16 protein-coding genes, 1 tRNA gene and 2 pseudogenes are annotated in these 18,130 nt (G+C 67.8%); 12 read left to right on the top strand and 7 right to left on the bottom strand.

Features of this window, described 5'->3' with window-relative positions; translation table 11 throughout:
- The first annotated feature begins 143 nt into the window (after window positions 1–143).
- Window positions 144–566, top strand: coding sequence for a nucleoside-diphosphate kinase (gene ndk / locus B5V46_RS11385; protein WP_080616710.1), 423 nt, complete (start codon window positions 144–146; stop codon window positions 564–566).
- A gap of 150 nt (window positions 567–716) precedes the next feature.
- On the opposite strand, the gene B5V46_RS20675 is transcribed toward ndk, so the two are convergent.
- Window positions 717–845, bottom strand: a complete 129-nt coding sequence (locus tag B5V46_RS20675) for a hypothetical protein (RefSeq protein WP_255377920.1) — start codon at window positions 843–845, stop codon at window positions 717–719.
- Between the two features lie 204 nt (window positions 846–1,049).
- Between B5V46_RS20675 and B5V46_RS20875 the strand changes: the two are divergent.
- Together B5V46_RS20875 and B5V46_RS20870 are read left to right on the top strand one after the other, a co-directional pair.
- Window positions 1,050–1,310 (top strand): annotated as a pseudogene (locus tag B5V46_RS20875) (IS5/IS1182 family transposase); the annotation flags it as partial.
- A gap of 69 nt (window positions 1,311–1,379) precedes the next feature.
- Window positions 1,380–1,562 (top strand): annotated as a pseudogene (locus tag B5V46_RS20870) (IS5/IS1182 family transposase); the annotation flags it as partial.
- 76 nt (window positions 1,563–1,638) lie between these two features.
- Here B5V46_RS20870 and B5V46_RS11380 read toward each other — a convergent pair.
- Window positions 1,639–1,962 carry a hypothetical protein gene (locus B5V46_RS11380; RefSeq protein ID WP_080616709.1) on the bottom strand — a complete coding sequence of 108 codons (324 nt, stop codon included), beginning with the start codon at window positions 1,960–1,962 and terminating at the stop codon, window positions 1,639–1,641.
- 391 nt (window positions 1,963–2,353) lie between these two features.
- Here B5V46_RS11380 and pufB point away from each other — a divergent pair, with 391 nt between their 5' ends.
- The 5 genes from pufB (at window position 2,354) to B5V46_RS11355 (ending at window position 9,910) form a co-directional block, all read left to right on the top strand.
- A complete protein-coding gene (gene pufB / locus B5V46_RS11375; protein ID WP_042460741.1) occupies window positions 2,354–2,509 on the top strand; it encodes a light-harvesting antenna LH1, beta subunit in 156 nt (51 codons plus the stop codon).
- A 21-nt stretch (window positions 2,510–2,530) separates the two neighbouring features.
- Window positions 2,531–2,722, top strand: a complete 192-nt coding sequence (locus tag B5V46_RS11370; RefSeq protein WP_080616708.1) for a light-harvesting protein — start codon at window positions 2,531–2,533, stop codon at window positions 2,720–2,722.
- Window positions 2,723–2,880: 158 nt separating this feature from the next.
- The gene (locus tag B5V46_RS11365) at window positions 2,881–4,290 is read left to right on the top strand and encodes a PucC family protein (RefSeq protein WP_080616707.1); all 1,410 of its coding nucleotides are present in this window, start codon (window positions 2,881–2,883) and stop codon (window positions 4,288–4,290) included.
- Between the two features lie 122 nt (window positions 4,291–4,412).
- Window positions 4,413–6,212 carry an autotransporter assembly complex family protein gene (locus tag B5V46_RS11360; protein WP_080616706.1) on the top strand — a complete coding sequence of 600 codons (1,800 nt, stop codon included), beginning with the start codon at window positions 4,413–4,415 and terminating at the stop codon, window positions 6,210–6,212.
- Window positions 6,212–9,910 (top strand): translocation/assembly module TamB domain-containing protein, encoded by a 3,699-nt coding sequence (locus B5V46_RS11355; RefSeq protein ID WP_080616705.1) that lies wholly within the window; start codon window positions 6,212–6,214, stop codon window positions 9,908–9,910. Before B5V46_RS11360 ends, B5V46_RS11355 begins: the two co-directional genes overlap by 1 nt.
- Window positions 9,911–9,979: 69 nt before the next feature.
- On the opposite strand, the gene trpE is transcribed toward B5V46_RS11355, so the two are convergent.
- The 5 genes from trpE to fabI all read right to left on the bottom strand — a co-directional run bounded on the left by trpE (window position 9,980) and on the right by fabI (window position 16,046).
- Complete coding sequence (gene trpE / locus B5V46_RS11350; protein WP_080616704.1) at window positions 9,980–11,494, bottom strand: anthranilate synthase component I; 1,515 nt, start codon at window positions 11,492–11,494, stop codon at window positions 9,980–9,982.
- 6 nt (window positions 11,495–11,500) lie between these two features.
- Entirely contained in the window at window positions 11,501–13,348 is a 1,848-nt protein-coding gene (locus tag B5V46_RS11345; RefSeq protein ID WP_080616703.1) for a SurA N-terminal domain-containing protein, read from the bottom strand.
- Window positions 13,349–13,414: 66 nt separating this feature from the next.
- Window positions 13,415–14,599: an aminotransferase gene (locus tag B5V46_RS11340; protein ID WP_080616702.1), complete on the bottom strand. Its 1,185-nt coding sequence runs from the start codon at window positions 14,597–14,599 to the stop codon at window positions 13,415–13,417.
- Window positions 14,600–14,616: 17 nt separating this feature from the next.
- Window positions 14,617–15,123, bottom strand: a complete 507-nt coding sequence (gene gpt / locus B5V46_RS11335) for a xanthine phosphoribosyltransferase (RefSeq protein WP_080616701.1) — start codon at window positions 15,121–15,123, stop codon at window positions 14,617–14,619.
- A 98-nt stretch (window positions 15,124–15,221) separates the two neighbouring features.
- Entirely contained in the window at window positions 15,222–16,046 is an 825-nt protein-coding gene (fabI, locus tag B5V46_RS11330; protein WP_080616700.1) for an enoyl-ACP reductase FabI, read from the bottom strand.
- Between the two features lie 100 nt (window positions 16,047–16,146).
- Here fabI and pdxH point away from each other — a divergent pair, with 100 nt between their 5' ends.
- The 4 genes from pdxH to B5V46_RS11310 all read left to right on the top strand — a co-directional run bounded on the left by pdxH (window position 16,147) and on the right by B5V46_RS11310 (window position 18,093).
- The gene (pdxH, locus tag B5V46_RS11325) at window positions 16,147–16,752 is read left to right on the top strand and encodes a pyridoxamine 5'-phosphate oxidase (RefSeq protein WP_080616699.1); all 606 of its coding nucleotides are present in this window, start codon (window positions 16,147–16,149) and stop codon (window positions 16,750–16,752) included.
- Between the two features lie 160 nt (window positions 16,753–16,912).
- Window positions 16,913–17,458, top strand: coding sequence for a cold-shock protein (locus B5V46_RS11320; protein ID WP_080616698.1), 546 nt, complete (start codon window positions 16,913–16,915; stop codon window positions 17,456–17,458).
- Complete coding sequence (locus B5V46_RS11315; RefSeq protein WP_080616697.1) at window positions 17,455–17,964, top strand: DUF192 domain-containing protein; 510 nt, start codon at window positions 17,455–17,457, stop codon at window positions 17,962–17,964. Before B5V46_RS11320 ends, B5V46_RS11315 begins: the two co-directional genes overlap by 4 nt.
- 52 nt (window positions 17,965–18,016) lie before the next feature.
- Window positions 18,017–18,093 (top strand) — tRNA-Pro (locus B5V46_RS11310).
- Window positions 18,094–18,130 lie beyond the last annotated feature (37 nt).

Raw genomic sequence — 18,130 nt, 5'->3', positions numbered from 1 at the left:
CGCGAACACTCGACACAACGTGATCCAGCGTTATCGGTTCCGGGCCGGGCAGCGAAAGCCTGTTTTCAAGGGTCGGGGCGCGTGCTAGCAGGGCCGCGATTTTTCACCGCCGCCCCGGGGCGGCGCCCAAGAGGACGCAAGACATGGCGATTCAACGCACCTTCTCGATCATCAAGCCCGACGCGACCAAGCGCAACCTGACCGGCGCGATCAATGCCAAGCTCGAGGCGGCTGGCCTGCGCATCATCGCCCAGAAGCGGATTCACCTGAGCAAGGCCCAGGCCGGCGTGTTCTACGCTGTGCACAAGGAACGCCCGTTCTACGACGAACTCTGCGAATTCATGGCCTCCGAGCCGATCGTGGTGCAGGTGCTGGAAGGCGAGGATGCCATCGCGAAGAACCGCGAAGTGATGGGCGCGACCAACCCGGCCGAAGCCGCCGAAGGCACCATCCGCAAGGAATTCGCGCTGTCGATCGGCGAGAACTCGGTCCATGGCTCGGATGGCGAAGACACCGCCAAGGAAGAAATCTCCTATTTCTTCTCGGGTCTCGAACTGGTCGGCTGAGCCGGTCTGGTGGAATGGTCCGCCGAGGCGCCGTGACGGCGCGCGGCAGCAAGAAGGGGCGGGTCCGTCGGGACCGGCCCCTTTTTCATGCGGGGGGGGGCATTCGGGCCCCTTTTCATACGGGTCCGTCCCCCGGACCCGCCGGGCCGGTCAGATGCTGGCCCAGTCCTTGAAACGGTAGCTGTCGGCCGGAGCCGGCCGGGAGGCCGAGACGTCGCGCGCGGGCTCCTTCGGCGCGGCCGGACGAGAGCTTTGGGTCTGGGAGGTTGCGCTGGCCATGGTGGCCTCCTGTGCTTGATGGCAGGGCTTCCCGTCCGGGGTGCCCGATACCCTCATCAGGCCCGGCAAACCGGGCGCCGGTCCGGCAGGAACGGTACATTTTCTCGAAAAATTGTCGAATATCGGCCGCATCGCGCGGGCCGGACCGTGTCGATCGACATGAGCAGCCGAAGGCCATGCGTTCGAGCGAGCCTGCGCGAGGAGCTGAAGGCTCACCGAATGGCGTCCAGCCCGGGCGCCAAAAGGTGGATGTGACCGCCTGATCGGGCGAACCAAAGCTTGCCGGAACACCGGGCTGCAAGCTGTTGCGGATGCGAAGGGACGGCCCCGTCGGGCTTTTCATGTCGGCAGGCCCTGTCAGCGACCATGTGGGCGCACGGGCGTCATGCGGCTCTGTGCCGGCCGTCGACTGGCGGCTCGGGGATCGCGGCTATCACGCCGACGGGGTCCGGGACAGGTTGAAAGGCAGAGAGATGCGCGCCGGTCCGGGCTGATCTGATCCACCGGACCAGATCTTGCCGGCCCTCACCCCCCCCCGGATGGAAACAGCGCAGGACGCCGGTGACCTATGACAGGCGGCGCCAAAAGCGGCGCAGCCGGATCGGGATCCGGTTCGGTCGCCTGAAGGACTGGCGCCGGATCGCACCCCGCGACGACCGCTACGCGAAGGTGGTCCTGTCAGCCATCGCTCTCGCCGCAATCGTCATCTGCTGGCTCGGTGTCTCAAGCCCAGATCAAAAGAAAAACGCCCGCGCGGGAGGCGCGAGCGTATCTGCATCCGTCAGGGGGCGGATTATTTCGCGGCGACGCCGTAATGGGCGCGTTTGGACAGCAGCGGCCAGCCCATGCGCGACGAGAGCGGGGTCGGGTCGCTGGTCTTCAGCTCGACATGCCCTTCGCCCGTGCCGCCCAGCAGGGGCCAGTTCATCTGGCGCGACAGCGGGGTCGGATTGTCGGTCATCAGCTCGGTCTTCGAGGCGCGATTCTCGGACAGGCATTTGAAGCCGAGCGCGTCCGAGAAGGGCGTGGTGGTGCCTTCGCCCTCGACCGCGACGTCGGTGAGCAGGCGTTGCTTGCTGGACAGCTTCGGCATCCAGTCGTCCCAGATATATTTCATAGGTCCTCCAGGTTGTTGCGTCCGCGATCGTCGACGACATGAGCCAGGCTCGGTCCGGTGCCCGACGAGAACGGCGAATTGCAGTAGGGCGCTTTGATATTACCCCACCTCAAGGTGCGGATTTCAATGGGCCGCACGGTCGCAGGACGGGGCGCCGCAGGGGCTGCGACGCGTTGTCAAGAGGGTTCGATATGTCGCACGATTCTGGGGGCATGTCAGGCTGCGTTGACATTGCCAACGTCAATCGCTTGTGACATCGTCTGTTCGTGACGATGCCGGGTCGGAAGCCCAGCGAGAATATCGCTAAGGAAATCTCCGGTCTGCTTTGTCGACGCCTGCGTGCGGGCTCCGCACGTACCACAGTCGAAAACCATATTGGGGAGACGACAATATGACTGACGATATGGACAAAGTCTGGCCGACCGGCCTGACCCTTGCCGAAGCCGAAGAAGTGCATAAGCAACTGATCGACGGCACCCGCGTGTTTGGTGCGATCGCGCTGTTCGCCCACTTCCTGGCTGCCATCGCCACCCCGTGGCTCGGCTAATCTAGAGAGAGGATATAGATCATGAACAACGCGAAAATGTGGCTCGTCGTTAAGCCCACCGTTGGTATCCCGCTCTTCCTGGTTGCCTGCGCCATCGCTTCCTTCCTGGTGCACCTGATGCTGGTTCTGACCACCGGCTGGATGGGTGACTACTACGCTGGCTCGTTCGAAGCCGCGTCGCTGGTCTCCAACGCCACCACGCTGCTCTCGTAAGCCGGTACGGCTTCCGTGCAGGAACTTGCGAGGGCCGGGGTCATGCCCCGGCCTTCGTGCCTTCGGGACGGTGACGTTCCGAACCAACCGGAAACGCGCCCCTGCGGGCAAGAGGACACGGGCCGCCTGTGTCGGGCCGCGTGTCGGAGTGTGACCGCATGAATCGACTGAGCAAGATGGCGATCAACCGCATCGCCACTGTCGGGCCTCGATTCCTCCCCTTTGCAGAAGCCGCCAGCGAAAACCTGCCCCTCAGCCGCCTGTTGCGGCTGTCGATGTTCCAGGTCTCAGTCGGCATGGCGATGGTGCTGCTTGTCGGCACCCTGAACCGGGTGATGATCGTCGAACTCGACGTGCCGGCCTCCATCGTCGGCATCATGATTTCCCTGCCGCTTCTGTTCGCGCCCTTCCGCGCGCTGATCGGCTTCAAATCCGATACCCACCGCTCGGCGCTGGGCTGGCGACGGGTGCCCTACATCTGGAAGGGCACGCTGCTGCAATGGGGCGGCTTCGCCATCATGCCCTTCGCGCTGATCGTGCTGTCCGGCCAGGGAAGTGCCGCAGGCGCGCCGGAATGGATCGGCATCCTGTCGGCCGCGGTCTCGTTCCTGCTGGTCGGCGCGGGTGTGCATACGGTGCAGACCGTGGGTCTGGCCCTGGCCACCGACCTCGCGCCGCGCGAGGACCAGCCCAACGTGGTGGGGCTGATGTATGTCATGCTGCTGGTCGGCATGATCGTCAGCGCACTCCTGTTCGGGATCTGGCTTGAGAATTTCTACCATGCCAAGCTGATCAAGGTGATCCAGGGCGCCGCGGTTGCGACCATGGTGTTCAACGTCATCGCGCTTTGGAAGATGGAGGCGCGCGACCGCACCCGCGCCATGCCGAAACCCGAGGCCGAACCCGACCCGAGCTTCCGCGAGGCCTGGGGGCTGTTCACGCGCGGGCCCAATGCCCGCAGGCTGCTATGGGTGATCGGGCTCGGCACGCTGGGCTTCGGCCTCTCGGACGTGCTGCTGGAACCCTTCGGCGGCCAGGTGCTCGAGATGTCGGTTGCCGCGACCACCAAGCTGACCGCCTCTGTCGCGGGCGGCACGCTGGTGGGCTTCGCCTGGGCCTCGCGCGTGCTGTCGCGGGGGTACGACCCGATGGCGATGGCAGGCTGGGGCGCGGTGGTGGGGCTTCCGGCCTTCGCCATCATCACCTTCTCGGCGACCCTGCAATCCGAGCCGGTCTTCGTCTTCGGCACGATGCTGGCGGGCTTCGGTGCGGGGCTCTTCAGCCATGGCACGCTGACCGCCACGATGCGCTCGGCGCCCAGATCCCAGGTCGGATTGGCGCTCGGGGCCTGGGGCGCGGTGCAGGCAAGCTCGGCCGGGGCCGGGATCGCGCTTGGGGGCGTGTTCCGCGATGCGGTGCTGCATTCGCCCATCGGCGATCTCTATGGCGCGGCGACGCCCTATTTCTTCGTCTATGCCATCGAACTGGTGCTGCTGGTGGTGACCGTCATCGTCGGCTACCGGCTGATGCGCAGCGGCGCCTTCGGCATCGAGAACGCGCCCGACTGACCTTGCTTCCGGCCCTCTGCCGCCTTGCGGCGGTGGCCGGAGCTTTCCGGTAAAATCCGTTCCCGCGGGGTGTTCTCCGCGACCATCTCGGCTAGATTGCCGGGAAAAGGGGACGGCTGTCTGTGACCGATACGAGATTCTTTCCCGCACTGGCCGTCCTGACGGCGCTTGTCCTCGCGTCCGGCCCGCGTCCGGCCGCAGCCACCGAGGCCGTTCTGAGCGCGCCCGGCGCCTCGGATGACCTGCGCCAGGCCCTGGAAGCCTCGGCGCTGACTCTCGAGGCCGCGCGCGCTTCGGATGCCAGTGCGCAGGACATCTTCGCCGCCGCCCGCGCCGATTACGCCCGTCTGGTCGGCGTGCTTTACGCCCGCGGCTATTACGGCCCCGAAGTGCATGTCACCCTTGACGGGCGCGAGGCGGCCGATCTGTCGCCCCTGTCGGTGCCGGCGCGGATCGGCCGGGTCGAGATCCGGGTCGCGCCGGGACGGCCCTTCGCCTTCTCCGAGGCCCGGATCGAACCGCTGGCCCCCGGCACCGAGCTGCCCGAGGACTTTGCCCCCGGCAAGCCCGCCGAGGCCGCGACCGTGCGCGCCGCCGCGACGGCGGGCGTCGATGGCTGGCGCGCGGCCAGCCATGCCAAGGCGAAGGTCGCGGGGCAGAGCCTGATCGCCGATCATCCCGACGCGACGCTTGCCGCCCGTCTGCGGCTCGATCCCGGTCCGGCTGTCCGCTTCGGCGATCTCGTCATCGCCTCGGGGTCGGGCGTGCGTGAAGAAAGGTTGCGGGCGATTTCGGGGCTGCCGATGGGCGAGCCTTTCGATCCGGAGGCGCTGGACAGAGGCGCCGAGCGGTTGCGCCGGACAGGGGCCTTTCGCTCGGTCCGGCTGAGCGAGGCCGAAACCCTCGGCCCGGGCAACAGCATGGATATCGGGCTCGAGGTGGTCGACCAGAAGAAGCGACGCCTCGGGGCGGGGGTCGAGTTCTCTTCGCTCGAGGGGGCCGCCGTCTCGGGCTTCTGGATGCACCGGAACCTCATGGGCGGGGCCGAGCGCCTGCGCTTCGACTTCGAGGTCGCAGGCATCGGCGGGCAAGATGACGGCGGCGAGGACCTGTCGCTCTCGGCCCGCTTCGACCGGCCCGCGGTGATCGATGCCGATACCGGGCTGTACCTGCTGGGCGGCATCGAGGATCTGGACGAGCCCGACTATACCGAGACCAACGCCCGGATCGGCGGCGGGCTGACCCGGGTGTTCTCTTCCGACCTCAAGGGCGAGGCCGGTATTCTGCTGCGTTATGCCGATGTCAGCGACGATCTCGGCGACCGGCAGATGACCCATCTGACCTTCCCCGTCAGCCTGACCTGGGACCGTCGCGACAATGCGCTCGACGCCCATAGCGGCTTCTATCTCGACGGCAGCGTGACCCCACTTCTGGGCCTCGGGGGCGCGGCCGAAAGCGGGGCGCTGATCAAGGCAGATGGCCGCATCTATCAGCAGCTCGGCAGCCGTCTGGTGCTGGCAGGGCGGGCGCAGATCGGCTCGGTGGTCGGCGCCGCGAGCGATGGCGTGCCGCCCGCGCTTCTGTTCTTCTCGGGCGGCGGCGGCACCGTGCGCGGCCAGCCCTACCAGTCGCTCGCGGTCGATCTGCCGAATGGCGACCGGATCGGCGGGCGGTCCTTCATCGGGCTGTCGGGCGAGGCGCGGGTCGGCGTCACCCGCGCGATCCAGATGGTGGCCTTCTATGATGCGGGGTTTGTCGGGCCCGATTCCTGGGTCTCGGATGGCGACTGGCAGTCGGGCGCCGGGCTGGGGCTGCGCTATAATACCGGGATCGGCCCGATCCGCTTCGATGTCGCGGCGCCGGTCGATGGCGATACCGGCGACGGGGTTCAGATCTATATCGGTATCGGGCAGGCTTTCTGATGCGCGCAGTTTTCGGTTTTCTTCTGCTTCTCCTCACCGCGCTGCCGCTGGCCGCCCAGGAGGACGATCGCGGCGCGCTGGTGCGCTTTCTCGAGGACCGTCTGTCCTCGGCCGGACGCGAGATCCGGATCGAGGGGTTCGAGGGCGCGCTGTCCTCGCGCGCGACGCTGAAGGAGCTGACCATCGCCGATGAGGACGGCGTCTGGCTGACGGTGCGCGGCGCCGTGCTCGACTGGTCGCGCGCCGCCCTTCTGCGCGGCGAGGTCAAGGTCGATGAGCTGTCGGCCGACGAGATCCTGCTGCCGCGCCTGCCCAGGGGCGAGGGCGCCAGCGTCGAGCAATCCGAGGCCACGCCTTTCGCGCTGCCCGATCTGCCGGTCTCGATCGATATCGGCAGGGTGAAGACCGGACGGCTGGTCCTGGGCGAGGCCCTGATCGGCCAGGAAGCCGAGCTGGCGCTGGACGGTTCCCTGAGCCTTGCCGGCGGGGCTGGCCGGGCCGATATCGAGGCCCGCCGCAGCGATGCCGAGGGCGATTTCGCGATCCGGGCCGCCTATGCCAATGACAGCCAGACCCTGTCGCTGGACATCTCGCTGACCGAAGGCGCGGGCGGCATCGTGTCGAGCCTCGCGGGGCTGCCCGGCGCGCCGCCGCTGGCGCTGACGGTCGAGGGCGATGGCCCGCTCAGCGATTTCGCGGCCGATCTGGCGCTTGCGACCGAGGGCGAGCCCCGGGTCAAGGGGCGGCTCACCATCTTCGCCCCGGAGGATGCGCCCGAGGACCGGGCCTTTGCCGCGACGCTCTCGGGCGATCTCGGGCCGCTGGTGGCTGAATCTCTGCGGCCCTTCTTCGGCGACACCTCCGAGCTGGCGGTCGAAGGCACGCGCGGCGCCGACAGCCGCCTGCAGATCTCGCGGCTCGAGGTCGGGACCGGGGCCCTTCAGCTTGGCGGCACGCTGGCACTGGCGCCCAGCGGCCTGCCCGAGAAGGTCGATCTGTCGGGGCGGATCTCGGGGCCGGTGGTGCTGCCGGTCTCCGGCGGCGAGACCCGGCTGGACGGCGCCACGCTCCGTGCCCGCTTCGATGCCGCGACCGGCGAGGCCTGGCAGGCCGAGATCGCGCTGGACGGGCTGACCAGCGGTCCGCTGACACTGGCCCATGCCGATCTGACCGGAACCGGCACGATCCGGCCCGAGGCGCCGGCGCTTGAGGCCGATCTGGTCTTCCGCGCCACGGGGCTCGACCATGCCGATCCGGCCCTCGCGCGGGCTCTGGGGGCGCTGGCCGAGGGACGTGTGCAGCTTGTCTGGCAGGCGGGGACACCTTTGCGCCTGAGCGATCTGCAGGTCGCGGCGGGCGATGCCCGGCTGACGGCCCGGGGCACGCTGGGTGCTGTCGCCGACGGGCTTCCCTTCGATGGCGAGATCGGCGCGGCGCTTGGCGATCTCTCGCGCTTCGGCGCGCTGGCGGGAAGGGCGCTGGGCGGTGCGGCCAAGGCCGATCTGTCCGGCCACTATCGCCTTCTCGACGGGATCTTCGATCTCTCGCTCGCGGCCGAAACCACGGACCTCAAGACCGGAACGCCGCGTCTCGATCCGCTTCTGGCCGGGGCGGGGCTGGTGCAGCTTTCGGCGGCGCGCGGTCCTGAGGGCACGGTGCTGAAGGCGCTGCATGTCGAAACCCCGGGCCTTCGTCTCGACGGCCAGGGCGATCTTTCCTCTGCGGCGGGCGGGCTGATCCTGACCGGGCAGGTGCCCGATCTGGCACTGGTCGATCCGAAACTGACCGGGCCCGGCAAGCTCGACACCGCCTTCGGCTGGGAGGCGGGCGGGCGGCTTCGGCTCGACCGGTTCGAGGCGACGGCGGCGGGCGCCGAGATTGCGGCCGAAGGCGCGCTGACCCCGGGCGACCCGACCCTGCCCGCCGAAGGCAAGGTGACGCTGAGCGCGCCGAAGCTCTCGGTCTTCTCGGGGCTCGCGGGGCGGCGGCTGTCGGGATCGCTTGACGCGACGCTGAGCGGGCAGGGCGCGGTCAAGGGCGATTTCGACGCGACGCTGAGCGCCGAGGGGCAGGGGCTGGCCATCGGTCTGGCCCAGATCGACCGGCTGATCGGTGGCAAGACCACGATCGCGGCCGAAGGCGCGCGCAAGGCGGGCGCCCTGTCGGTCGGGCGGCTCGACATCGCGACGCCCCGGCTCACGGTCAAGGCCGAGGATCGCGCGGGCGATGGCACGCTCGATCTGGCCGCAAGGCTGTCCGATCTGGCACTGCTGGTCGAGGGGTTCCCGGGGCCGGTCGCGCTCAGGGGCAAGGCCCGGCCCGACGGTGCAAACTGGCGCCTGACGCTGGATGCGACCGGGCCGAGCGGCACCACGGCGGCCATCGCGGGGACGCTGGCGCGTGACGCGTCCTCGGCCGATCTGGGCCTCAAGGGGCGCGCGCCGCTGTCGCTGGCCAATCCGTTCATCGAGCCACGCAGCCTCGACGGCGTGGCAAGCTACGATCTGACGCTGAAGGGCCCGCTTGGGCTGTCGTCGCTGTCGGGCCGGGCCACAACCGCGGGCGCACGGCTTTCCGCGCCGACACTGGGCGCGGCGCTGACCGATATCGGCGGCCGGGTGGACCTTGCGGGCGGGCGGGCGCGTCTGGATCTGAGCGGGCGGCTCGGCGGCGGTCAGGTCGCGGTCACGGGGCCGATCACGCTGTCGGGCGCCTTCCCGGCCGAACTGGCGATCCGGCTGAGCCGCGCCCGGCTGCTGGATCCCACGCTTTACGAGAGCATCGTCGACGGCACCGTCACCGTGACCGGCCCGCTGACCGGCGGGGCCCGGATCGCGGGGCGGCTCGATATCGGCCGGACCGAGATCACCGTGCCTTCGACCGGGCTTGGCGGCGGCGGCGAGCTGCCCGAGATCGACCATCGCGGCACGCCCGCGGCGGTGCAGGCGACGCTCCGTCGGGCCGGGCTGGTCGCGACCGAAGGCGGGGGCGGGGGCGGGCGGCCCTATCCGCTGGACCTGACGGTCAACGCGCCCTCGCAGGTCTTCGTGCGCGGCCGCGGCATCGATGCCGAGCTGGGCGGGCGGCTGCGGCTGGGCGGCAGCACCGCCGATGTGGTGGCCTCGGGGCAGTTCGAGCTGATCCGCGGGCGGCTCGATATCCTCGCGCAGCGTTTCACCCTCGACGAGGGGCAGGTCTCGCTGACGGGCTCGTTCGATCCGCGGCTCTATTTCGTGGCGGCGACCCAGTCGGGCGACGTGACGGCGCGGATCGTGGTCGAGGGCCCGGCCAGCGCGCCCGAGATCAAATTCTCCTCCGAGCCGGAACTGCCGCAGGAAGAGGTCGTCTCGCGGATCCTCTTCGGTCGCGGGCTGGACACGCTGTCGCCCCTGCAGGCGGCCGAACTGGCTTCGGCGGTCGCGACGCTGATGGGCAAGGGCGGGCAGGGGATCCTTGGCTCGCTGCGCGGCGCGACCGGGCTCGACGATCTCGACGTGAACTCGACCGAAGAGGGCGGCACCGAGCTGAGCGCCGGCAAGTACCTGTCGGACAAGATCTATTCGCAGGTGACGGTGAACCAGAAGGGCCAGAGCGAGATCAACCTGAACCTCGATGTCTCGCCCTATGTCACGCTGAAGGGCCATGCCGGGGCCGAGGGCGATACCGGTATCGGGATCTTCTACGAGCGCGATTACTGAGATAAGGACAGGGGCCTGCGACGGCCCGCGCCCCGAGGGGCGCGGGAGGGACGCGGAAGGGACCTGGCCTCAGCCGTTGCCGCGGCGCACGAAACGGGTGGCCTCGGCGGCGGCGGCGCGGAGCGCGTTCGACTTGTTGACGGTCTCCTGCCATTCGGCGGCCGGGTCGGAATCGTAGACCACGCCGCCGCCGGCCTGGATGTACAGCGTCTCGTCCTTCACCACGGCGGTGCGCAGCGCGATGCACATGTCCATGTCGCCACCGGCCGCGAAATAGCCGACGCCGCCGCCATAGACGCCGCGCTTTTCGGGTTCGAGCTCGTCGATGATCTCCATCGCGCGGACCTTGGGCGCGCCCGAGACCGTGCCCGCGGGCAGACCGGCCAGCAGGGCCGAAAGCGCATCCTCGCCCTCGGCGATCTCGCCCACCACGTTCGAGACGATATGCATGACGTGGGAATAGCGCTCGATGATGAATTTCTCGGTCGGATGGACGGTGCCGATCTTCGCGACCCGGCCGACATCGTTGCGGCCCAGATCGAGCAGCATCAGATGTTCGGCCAGTTCCTTCTGGTCGCCCATCAGGTCGGCCTCGAGCGCGCGGTCCTCGGCGGGCGTGGCGCCGCGCGGCCGGGTGCCGGCGATGGGTCGGATCGTGACCTCGCCGCCGCGCAGCCGCACCAGGATCTCGGGGCTGGCGCCCACGACCTGGAAACCGCCGAAATTGAAGAAGAACATGAAGGGCGAGGGATTGGTGCGCCGGAGGCTTCGATACAGCGCGAAGGGCGGCAGCGGAAAGTCCTGGCGCCAGCGCTGGGCCGGGACCACCTGGAAGATGTCGCCCGCGCGGATGTAGTCCTTCGCGGTCTCGACCGCGGCCATGTAGCTTTCGCGGGTGAAGTTCGAGACCGGCTCGCCGATCTCGCGGGCCTCGCCGAAATCGCGCGTTTCCGCGGGCACCGCCCGGTCGAGATCGCGCAGCGCATCCATCACCCGCTCGGCGGCCTGGGCATAGGCGGCGCGGGCCGAAAGCCCGGGCTGGGGCCGGGCGGGCGAAACCACCGTCACCTCGCCCTTGACGCCGTCCAGCACCGCCACGACCGAAGGCCGCAGCATCAGCGCATCGGGCAGGCCCAGCGGGTCGGGATTGACGTTCGGCAGCCGCTCGACCAGCCGGATCATGTCATAGCCGAGATAGCCGTAAAGCCCCGCCGCGATCGAGGGCAGTTCCTCGGGCATGTCGATGGCGCTTTCGGCAAGGATCTGGCGGAGGCTCGCCAGCGGATGGCCCTCCATCGGCTCGAAGGCGTCGGGGTCGAAGCGTGCCATCCGGTTGACGCGGCTGCTCTCGCCCCGGCACTCCCAGATCAGGTCTGGCTTGAGGCCGACCACGGAATAGCGGCCGCGCACCTCGCCTCCCGTGACCGATTCCAGCATGAAGCTGTCGGTCCGGGCGCCCGCGAGTTTCAGCATCAGCGAGACCGGCGTATCGAGATCGGCGGCCAAACGGGCATAGACGACCTGGGCGCGGCCGGCCTCGTAACCCGCCTCAAAGGCGGCAAATTCGGGAATGATTCTGGACATGGGCAGTTACCGGAACTGGGCGTGAACCGCGTTGATCGCGGCCTGGTCGAGCGAGAGCCCGGCGGCATTGGTCACGGCCTGGGCGAAATAGGCGTAAAGATCCTGGGACAGCCCCTGACCGGCCTGCGCGGCGATGTTCTGGCGCAGCATGTCGGCGCCGGGATCGTTCTCTTCGGGCGGCAGGATCTCGTCGAGCCGCACGAGCCAGACATCGCCTGCGGCCGGAACCACGGCGGTGTCGCCGATCTCGGCCATCCGGAACAGCGCATCCGACAGCGGCTGCGGCATCAGCCCGCCCCGCGACAGCGCGGTCTCGGCCGTGACGTCGACGCCCAGCGCGGCCATGTCCTCGCCATTCTCGATGCGCGCCTTCAGCGCCTCGGCCCTGGCGGTCAGCTGGCGTGCGGTCTCGGCCTGGCGCCAGTCCTCGGCCACCTGCTCCTGCACCGCCTCGAGCGGGCGCAGGGTCGGCGGGATCTCGCGGTCGAGCCGAAGCGCGAAGATGCCGCCATCGTCGAGCTCCCTGATCTCGGGGAAATCGCCCTCGACCGCGGCATCGGCCGCGTCGCGGAAGGCGGGATAGGCGGCAATGTCCTGATCGCTGTCGGCGGTGTAGTCGATCTGGCCGAGCTGCATCTCGGTCTCGCGCGACAGATCCTCGAGCGTCGCGCCTGCGGCCAGCAGGTCGTCATATTCGTTGATCTTGTCGGCGATCATCCGCACCGCGCGGCTGTGCACGGCCTCGGGGGCCAGCGTCTCGCGGGCCTCCTCGAACGGGATCTCCTGCTTGGCGAGGATCGCGTTCACCCGGAAGATCGCGGGGCCGAGATCTGACATCAGCGGTCCGGCCAGCCCGGGTTCGCTCAGCGCGAAGACCGCGCGGCCTGCCTCGCCGCCGATCTGCACCTCGGAGACATCGCCCATGTCGATATCGTCGATGGCCAGACCGCGCTCGGCGACGGCATCGTCGAAGCTTTCCTCGCCCGCCTCGATCCGGTCCATCACCGCCTGCGCCTCGTCCATGTCGGAAAAGACCAGCCGTTCCACGAGCCGTTTCTCGGGCTGCACGAATTCGTCGATATTATCTTCGTAAAGCTGGCGCAGCAGCGCCTCGTCGGGCTCGATCGTCTCGGCCATGGTCTCGGGCGACAGCCAGACATAGGTGATCTTGCGCGTCATCGGTGCGGTATAGGCCTCGGGCGTCGCCTCGTATTGCGCCTTGACCTCATCCTCGGTCGGATCGGGCACCGGGGCGTCCAGCGCATCCGCCGTCAGGTGGATGAGGCTGACGCTGCGCCGCTCGGCGATGAAGTCGTAAAGCGTGTCGACATAGGTCTCGGGGGCGTCGAGCCCCGCCACCACCGCCGTCTGCAGCAACGAGCGCGCGGTGTCCTTGCGCAGCGAGGCCTCGAACTGGGTCTCGGTCATGCCGTTCTGCGACAGCACATAGCGATAGGCCTCGCGGTCGAAGCTGCCATCGGGCCCCTTGAAGGCGTCGAGCCGCATCACCTCGCGCGCGATCTGGGCGTCGCCGACCGAGACCCCGATCCGGTGCATCTCGTTGTCGAGCGCGGCATTCGAGATCTCCTGGGCGCGCACGGCGTCGACCAGACCGGAGGACTGCGCCTCGGCAAGGCTCATGTTCTGGCCGGTCGCGGCGGCGCGGGCGCGAAGTTCGCGTTGCAGCGCGCGGGCATAGCTGTCGGTCGAGATCTCGGTCTCGCCGACCTGGCCGATCGCCGAGACGCCGCCGCCGAAATTGCTGACCCCGAAGCCGCCGAGGCCGAGGACCACGAATATCAGCATCATCCAGACGAGCGTCTTCGAGAACTGCTTGCCTTTGGATCTGGACATCGTGGTGCCTCCCTGCCGGATCTGGGTTCGCTGCTGTGTAGGTCTTTGCGCGGTCCCCCGCAAGCGTCAGGGGCGGAAGGCCGCAAGCCGTCCGAACAGTGCCTGAAGACCCGGCCGGTCGATATTGGCAAAGGCGATCCGAAGCTGGTCGCGGCAGCCCGGATCGGTCTCGGGCAGGAACATTCCGCCCGGCAGAAGCAGCACGCCCGCTTCGGCGACCAGGCGCCGGGCCAGGGTGTCGGAGCCGATCCCGAACGGATGCCGGAGCCAGCCGAAAAACGCGCCCGCGCCCATCAGCTCCCAGCCGGGCAGGGCGCTCATGCCCCGGCTCAGGGCGTCGCGGCGGGCCAGGATCTCGGCCCGTTCATCTGCCTTCCAGGCGCCGAGATGACGCAGGCCCCAAAGGGCTGCGCGCTGGCCCAGCTGGTTGGGGCAGATCGCGACCGTGTCGAGGAATTTCTCGGCCTCGGCCACCACCGGACCGCCCGCGATCAGCGCGCCGACGCGATGGCCGGTCAGCCGGTAGGCCTTGGAGAAGGAATAGAGATGGATCAGCGTGTCGTCCCAGTCGGGATCGGCGAACAGCCGGTGCGGAGCGCCGTCGCGGCTGTCGAAATCGCGATAGGTCTCGTCGAGGATCAGCGCGATCCCGTGACGCCGGCAAAGGGCGAGGAAATCGGCCACGAGCTCTGCCGGATATTCCAGCCCGGTCGGATTGTTGGGCGTCACCAGCACGATGGCGCGGGTGCGGGGCGTGATCAGCCCGGCCGCGCGCTGGACCTCGGGCAGCAGGTTGGCGCCGGTCGCAAGCGGCACCGTCCTGATCCCGGTCATGTCGAGCCACATCTTGTGGTTGAAATACCAGGGTGTGGGCAGGATCACCTCGTCGCCCGCCGCGGCGATGGCCGTGATCGAGGCGCTGAAGGCCTGGTTGCAGCCCTGGGTGATGGCGACCCTCTCGGCCCGGATGTCGCCGCCATAGGCCCGCGACCACTCGGCGGCGATCTCGGCGCGCAGCTCGGGCAGGCCCAGCACCGGGCCGTAGAGATGCGCGCCCGGATCGTTCAGCGCGGCATCGGCAATAGCCTGGCGCAACGCCTCGGGTGGCGGGTCCATCGGCGCGGCCTGGCTGACATTGAGAAGCGGCCGGTCGGAGGGAAACGAGACCCCGTCGAGCCAGCGCCGGGCCTGCATGACCGGCGGGGCGAAGGTGGCGGCGGTTCCGCCACGCGGTGGCTGACAGACGGCCATCCTGCCCCTCCTGTTGCCTATTCTCCGGCGCGGTAGGGCTTGACGTATTGAAGCGCCATGTCCCAGGGGAAGAAGATCCAGGTGTCCTGGCTCACCTCGGTGATATAGGTGTCGACCTGCGGCTTGCCCTTGGGCTTGGCATAGACGGTGGCGACATGGGCCTTGGGCATGGTCGCCCGCACCACTTCGAGGGTGCGCCCGGTATCCACCAGATCGTCGACGATGACCACGCCGGTGCCGTCGCCGACCAGCTCGCGATCGGGCATCTTGATGATGACCGGGGCGCTCTGGGCCTGGTGGTTGTAGGACTTGACAGAGATCGTATCGACCATGCGGATGTCGAGCTCGCGCGAGACGATCATCGCCGGGGCCATGCCGCCGCGGGTGATCGCGACCACTGCGCGCCAGGCACCGTTATCGGGACCCTGTCCGTCGAGCCTCCAGGCCAGCGCCCGCGCGTCGCGGTGCAGCTGGTCCCAGCTGACATGGAAGCCTTTCTCGTGAGGCAGGCGGTCGGGGTCCATCGATGTCTCCTGTGCGTGGGTGCGACAAATGCCGGGGCGCCGCGCAGGTGTCAATCCCGCCGCGGCGCCCCTGTCTGGTGTCGGTCCTGCGTCCGGGCTCAGCTGTCCTTGCGCCCGGTGACCGCGTCGATATCGGGTGCGTCGACGGCTTTCATGCCGACGCTGTGATAGCCGGCATCGACATGGTGCACCTCGCCGGTCACCGCGCTGCCCAGATCGGACAGAAGATACAGTGCCGATTTCCCGACCTCTTCCTGGGTGACATTGCGCCGCAAGGGCGAATTCAATTCATTCCATTTCAGAATGTAGCGGAAATCGCCGATGCCGCTGGCCGCCAAAGTCTTGATCGGTCCGGCGGAAATGGCATTGACCCGAATTCCGTCCTTGCCGAGGTCTTCGGCCATGTAACGGACCGAGGCCTCGAGGGCCGCCTTGGCGACGCCCATCACATTATAGTGAGGCATGACCCGCTCGGCGCCGTAATAGGTCAGCGTCAGCGCCGCGCCGCCCTCGGTCATCATCCGGGCCGCGCGCTGCACGGCGGCGGTGAAGGAATATACGGAAATGTCCATCGACATCAGGAAGTTCGACCGCGAGGTGTCGACATAGCGGCCGCGCAGCTCGTTCTTGTCCGAGAAGCCGATGGCGTGGACGATGAAATCGAGCCGGCCCCAACGGGCCTCGAGCGCCGAGAAGAGGCCGTCGAGCGACTCTTCGCTGGCGACGTCGCATTCCAGCACGATATCGCTGCCCAGGCTCTCGGCCAGGGGCATCACGCGCTTCTTAAGCGCCTCGCCCTGGTAGGAAAAAGCCAACTCCGCCCCGGCTTCGGCGCATTGGCGCGCGATTCCCCAGGCGATGGACTTGTCATTGGCAAGGCCCATGATCAGGCCCCGCTTGCCCTCCATCAGTTTTGTCGACATCCGAGGTCCCCTCGACCACCTGTTCAAAAAATTGCCGCCGGTGTAGGCCAAATGCTCGGACCCATCAAGTGCGACAGGATCAAGCAGGAGACCCCCACCCATGACCGACCGAGAGGGCATATTCGCAGGCGACGATCCGTTCGCGATCGCGCGGAGCTGGCTTGCCGAGGCAGAGAAGACCGAACCGAACGACCCCAATGCCATCGCGCTTGCGACGGTCGACGGGCAGGGCCTGCCGAATGTGAGAATGGTTCTGTTGAAAGAGATCGAGGACGATGCATTCGTGTTCTATACGAATTACGAAAGTGCAAAGGCGGGTGAAATTGTCCTAACGAATAAAGCGGCCTTCGTGTTACACTGGAAATCTCTCAGGCGACAGGTTCGGGTTCGTGGCGTTGCTGAAAAGGAAGATGGTAAAAAGGCCGATGCCTATTATTCTTCCCGGGCCCTTAAAAGCAGACTTGGAGCCTGGGCTTCGCGACAATCCCGCCCTCTGGCGTCGAGGGGCGAATTGATGGCGGAGGTGGCAATGGTGACCGCGCGGCGCGGAACAGCGCCCGCGCGGCCGCCTTTCTGGGGCGGTTTCCGGATACGGCCTCTCGAAATCGAATTCTGGGCAGATGGGGCATTTCGCCTGCATGACCGCTTTCGCTGGTGCAGAGATACACTTGACGGAGAGTGGAGAATCAACAGACTCTACCCTTGATTGCCAGGAATGATTATCAATCCTGATTGTCTGCGGGCGATGATTGCCAGAGGGGCGATCCGGGCCGTCGAAAGACGGAGCAAAAGGCGTCGAATTCTGTAGCGAAGTCTCTGACGGCATTCCTTGCCGCCGAGGCGGTAAGACGACCGGGATCGGATGTATGGACAAGGACAGCGACACGGCGTTGCGCGTCGAAGGGCGTGTTAAATGGTTCGATCCGACAAAAGGCTTTGGTTTTGTCGTGACGGACGAAGGCGGGCCCGACATTCTGCTGCATGCCAATGTATTGCGGAATTTCGGGCAGAACTCGGTCTCGGACGGGGCCGGAATCGAGCTCGTGGTACACAGGACGGCACGGGGCCTGCAGGCGACAGAGGTGCTCAGGATAGAGCCTCCGGTTTCGCCCGGGGCCCCGGCGCTCGAGGATGCCATGCATCTGACCGCCGAAGAGGTGGCGGCATTGCCGTTGGAACCTGCGCGGGTTAAATGGTTCGACAAGGCCAAGGGCTTCGGTTTTGCCAATGTCTTCGGTCGCGACGACGACGTGTTCATACATATCGAGGTGCTGCGGCGGTCGGGGCTGGCCGATCTGCAGCCGGGCGAGGCCATCGCGGTGCGGGTCACCAGGGGCCAGCGCGGACGCCTCGCGATATCGGTGGGTCCATGGGAAAGTGCGCTCGGGCCGGGCGGAGCATCGGCTGGATGACCGGGGCTGCTGCGGCAGCGGGTCTTGTTTTTGCCATTCTGGCGACGGGGGCGGCACAATCTTCTGAACAGGCCTTTGCGCAATCCTCGGCACAAGTCTCGGACTGTGCGGAAAACCGCGTCGATCTGCGCGGCGACTGGGGAACGGCGCGATTCACCGTCGAGCTGGCCGATGACGAGGCCGAACGGGCGCGCGGGCTGATGAACCGCAAGCATCTGGCCGGATCGGCCGGCATGCTCTTTGTCTATCCCCACCCTCAGCGCGTCGCCTTCTGGATGGAAAACACCCTGATCCCCCTCGACATGATCTTTCTCGATGCGGCGGGACGGGTGAAGCGGGTCGCGGCCGATGCGGTGCCGCTCGACCGCACGCCCATCGATGGCGGCCCGGCCATCCTGGCGGTACTCGAGATCAATGGCGGGCTGGCCGCGCGGCTTGGCATCCTGCCCGGAACCGAGCTGCGCCACCCGGCCTTCGGGCCCGATGCGGCCTGGCCGTGCAACTAGAGATCGCGAAGCCTCTTTCCTTGCCCCCGTCCGGGCGCTAAGGAGGCCGTGACGGGGCGTAGCGCAGCCTGGTAGCGCGACGGCTTTGGGTGCCGTAGGTCGTGGGTTCGAATCCCGCCGCCCCGACCAGATCCGGCTTTGCCCCGCATCGGGCGCTTTCCCTTCT

This window comes from Rhodovulum sp. MB263 (assembly GCF_002073975.1).
Lineage (GTDB): Bacteria > Pseudomonadota > Alphaproteobacteria > Rhodobacterales > Rhodobacteraceae > Rhodovulum.
The sequence above is the reverse complement of the archived record's forward strand: the minus strand, read 5'-3'. Positions and strand labels throughout refer to the sequence as shown.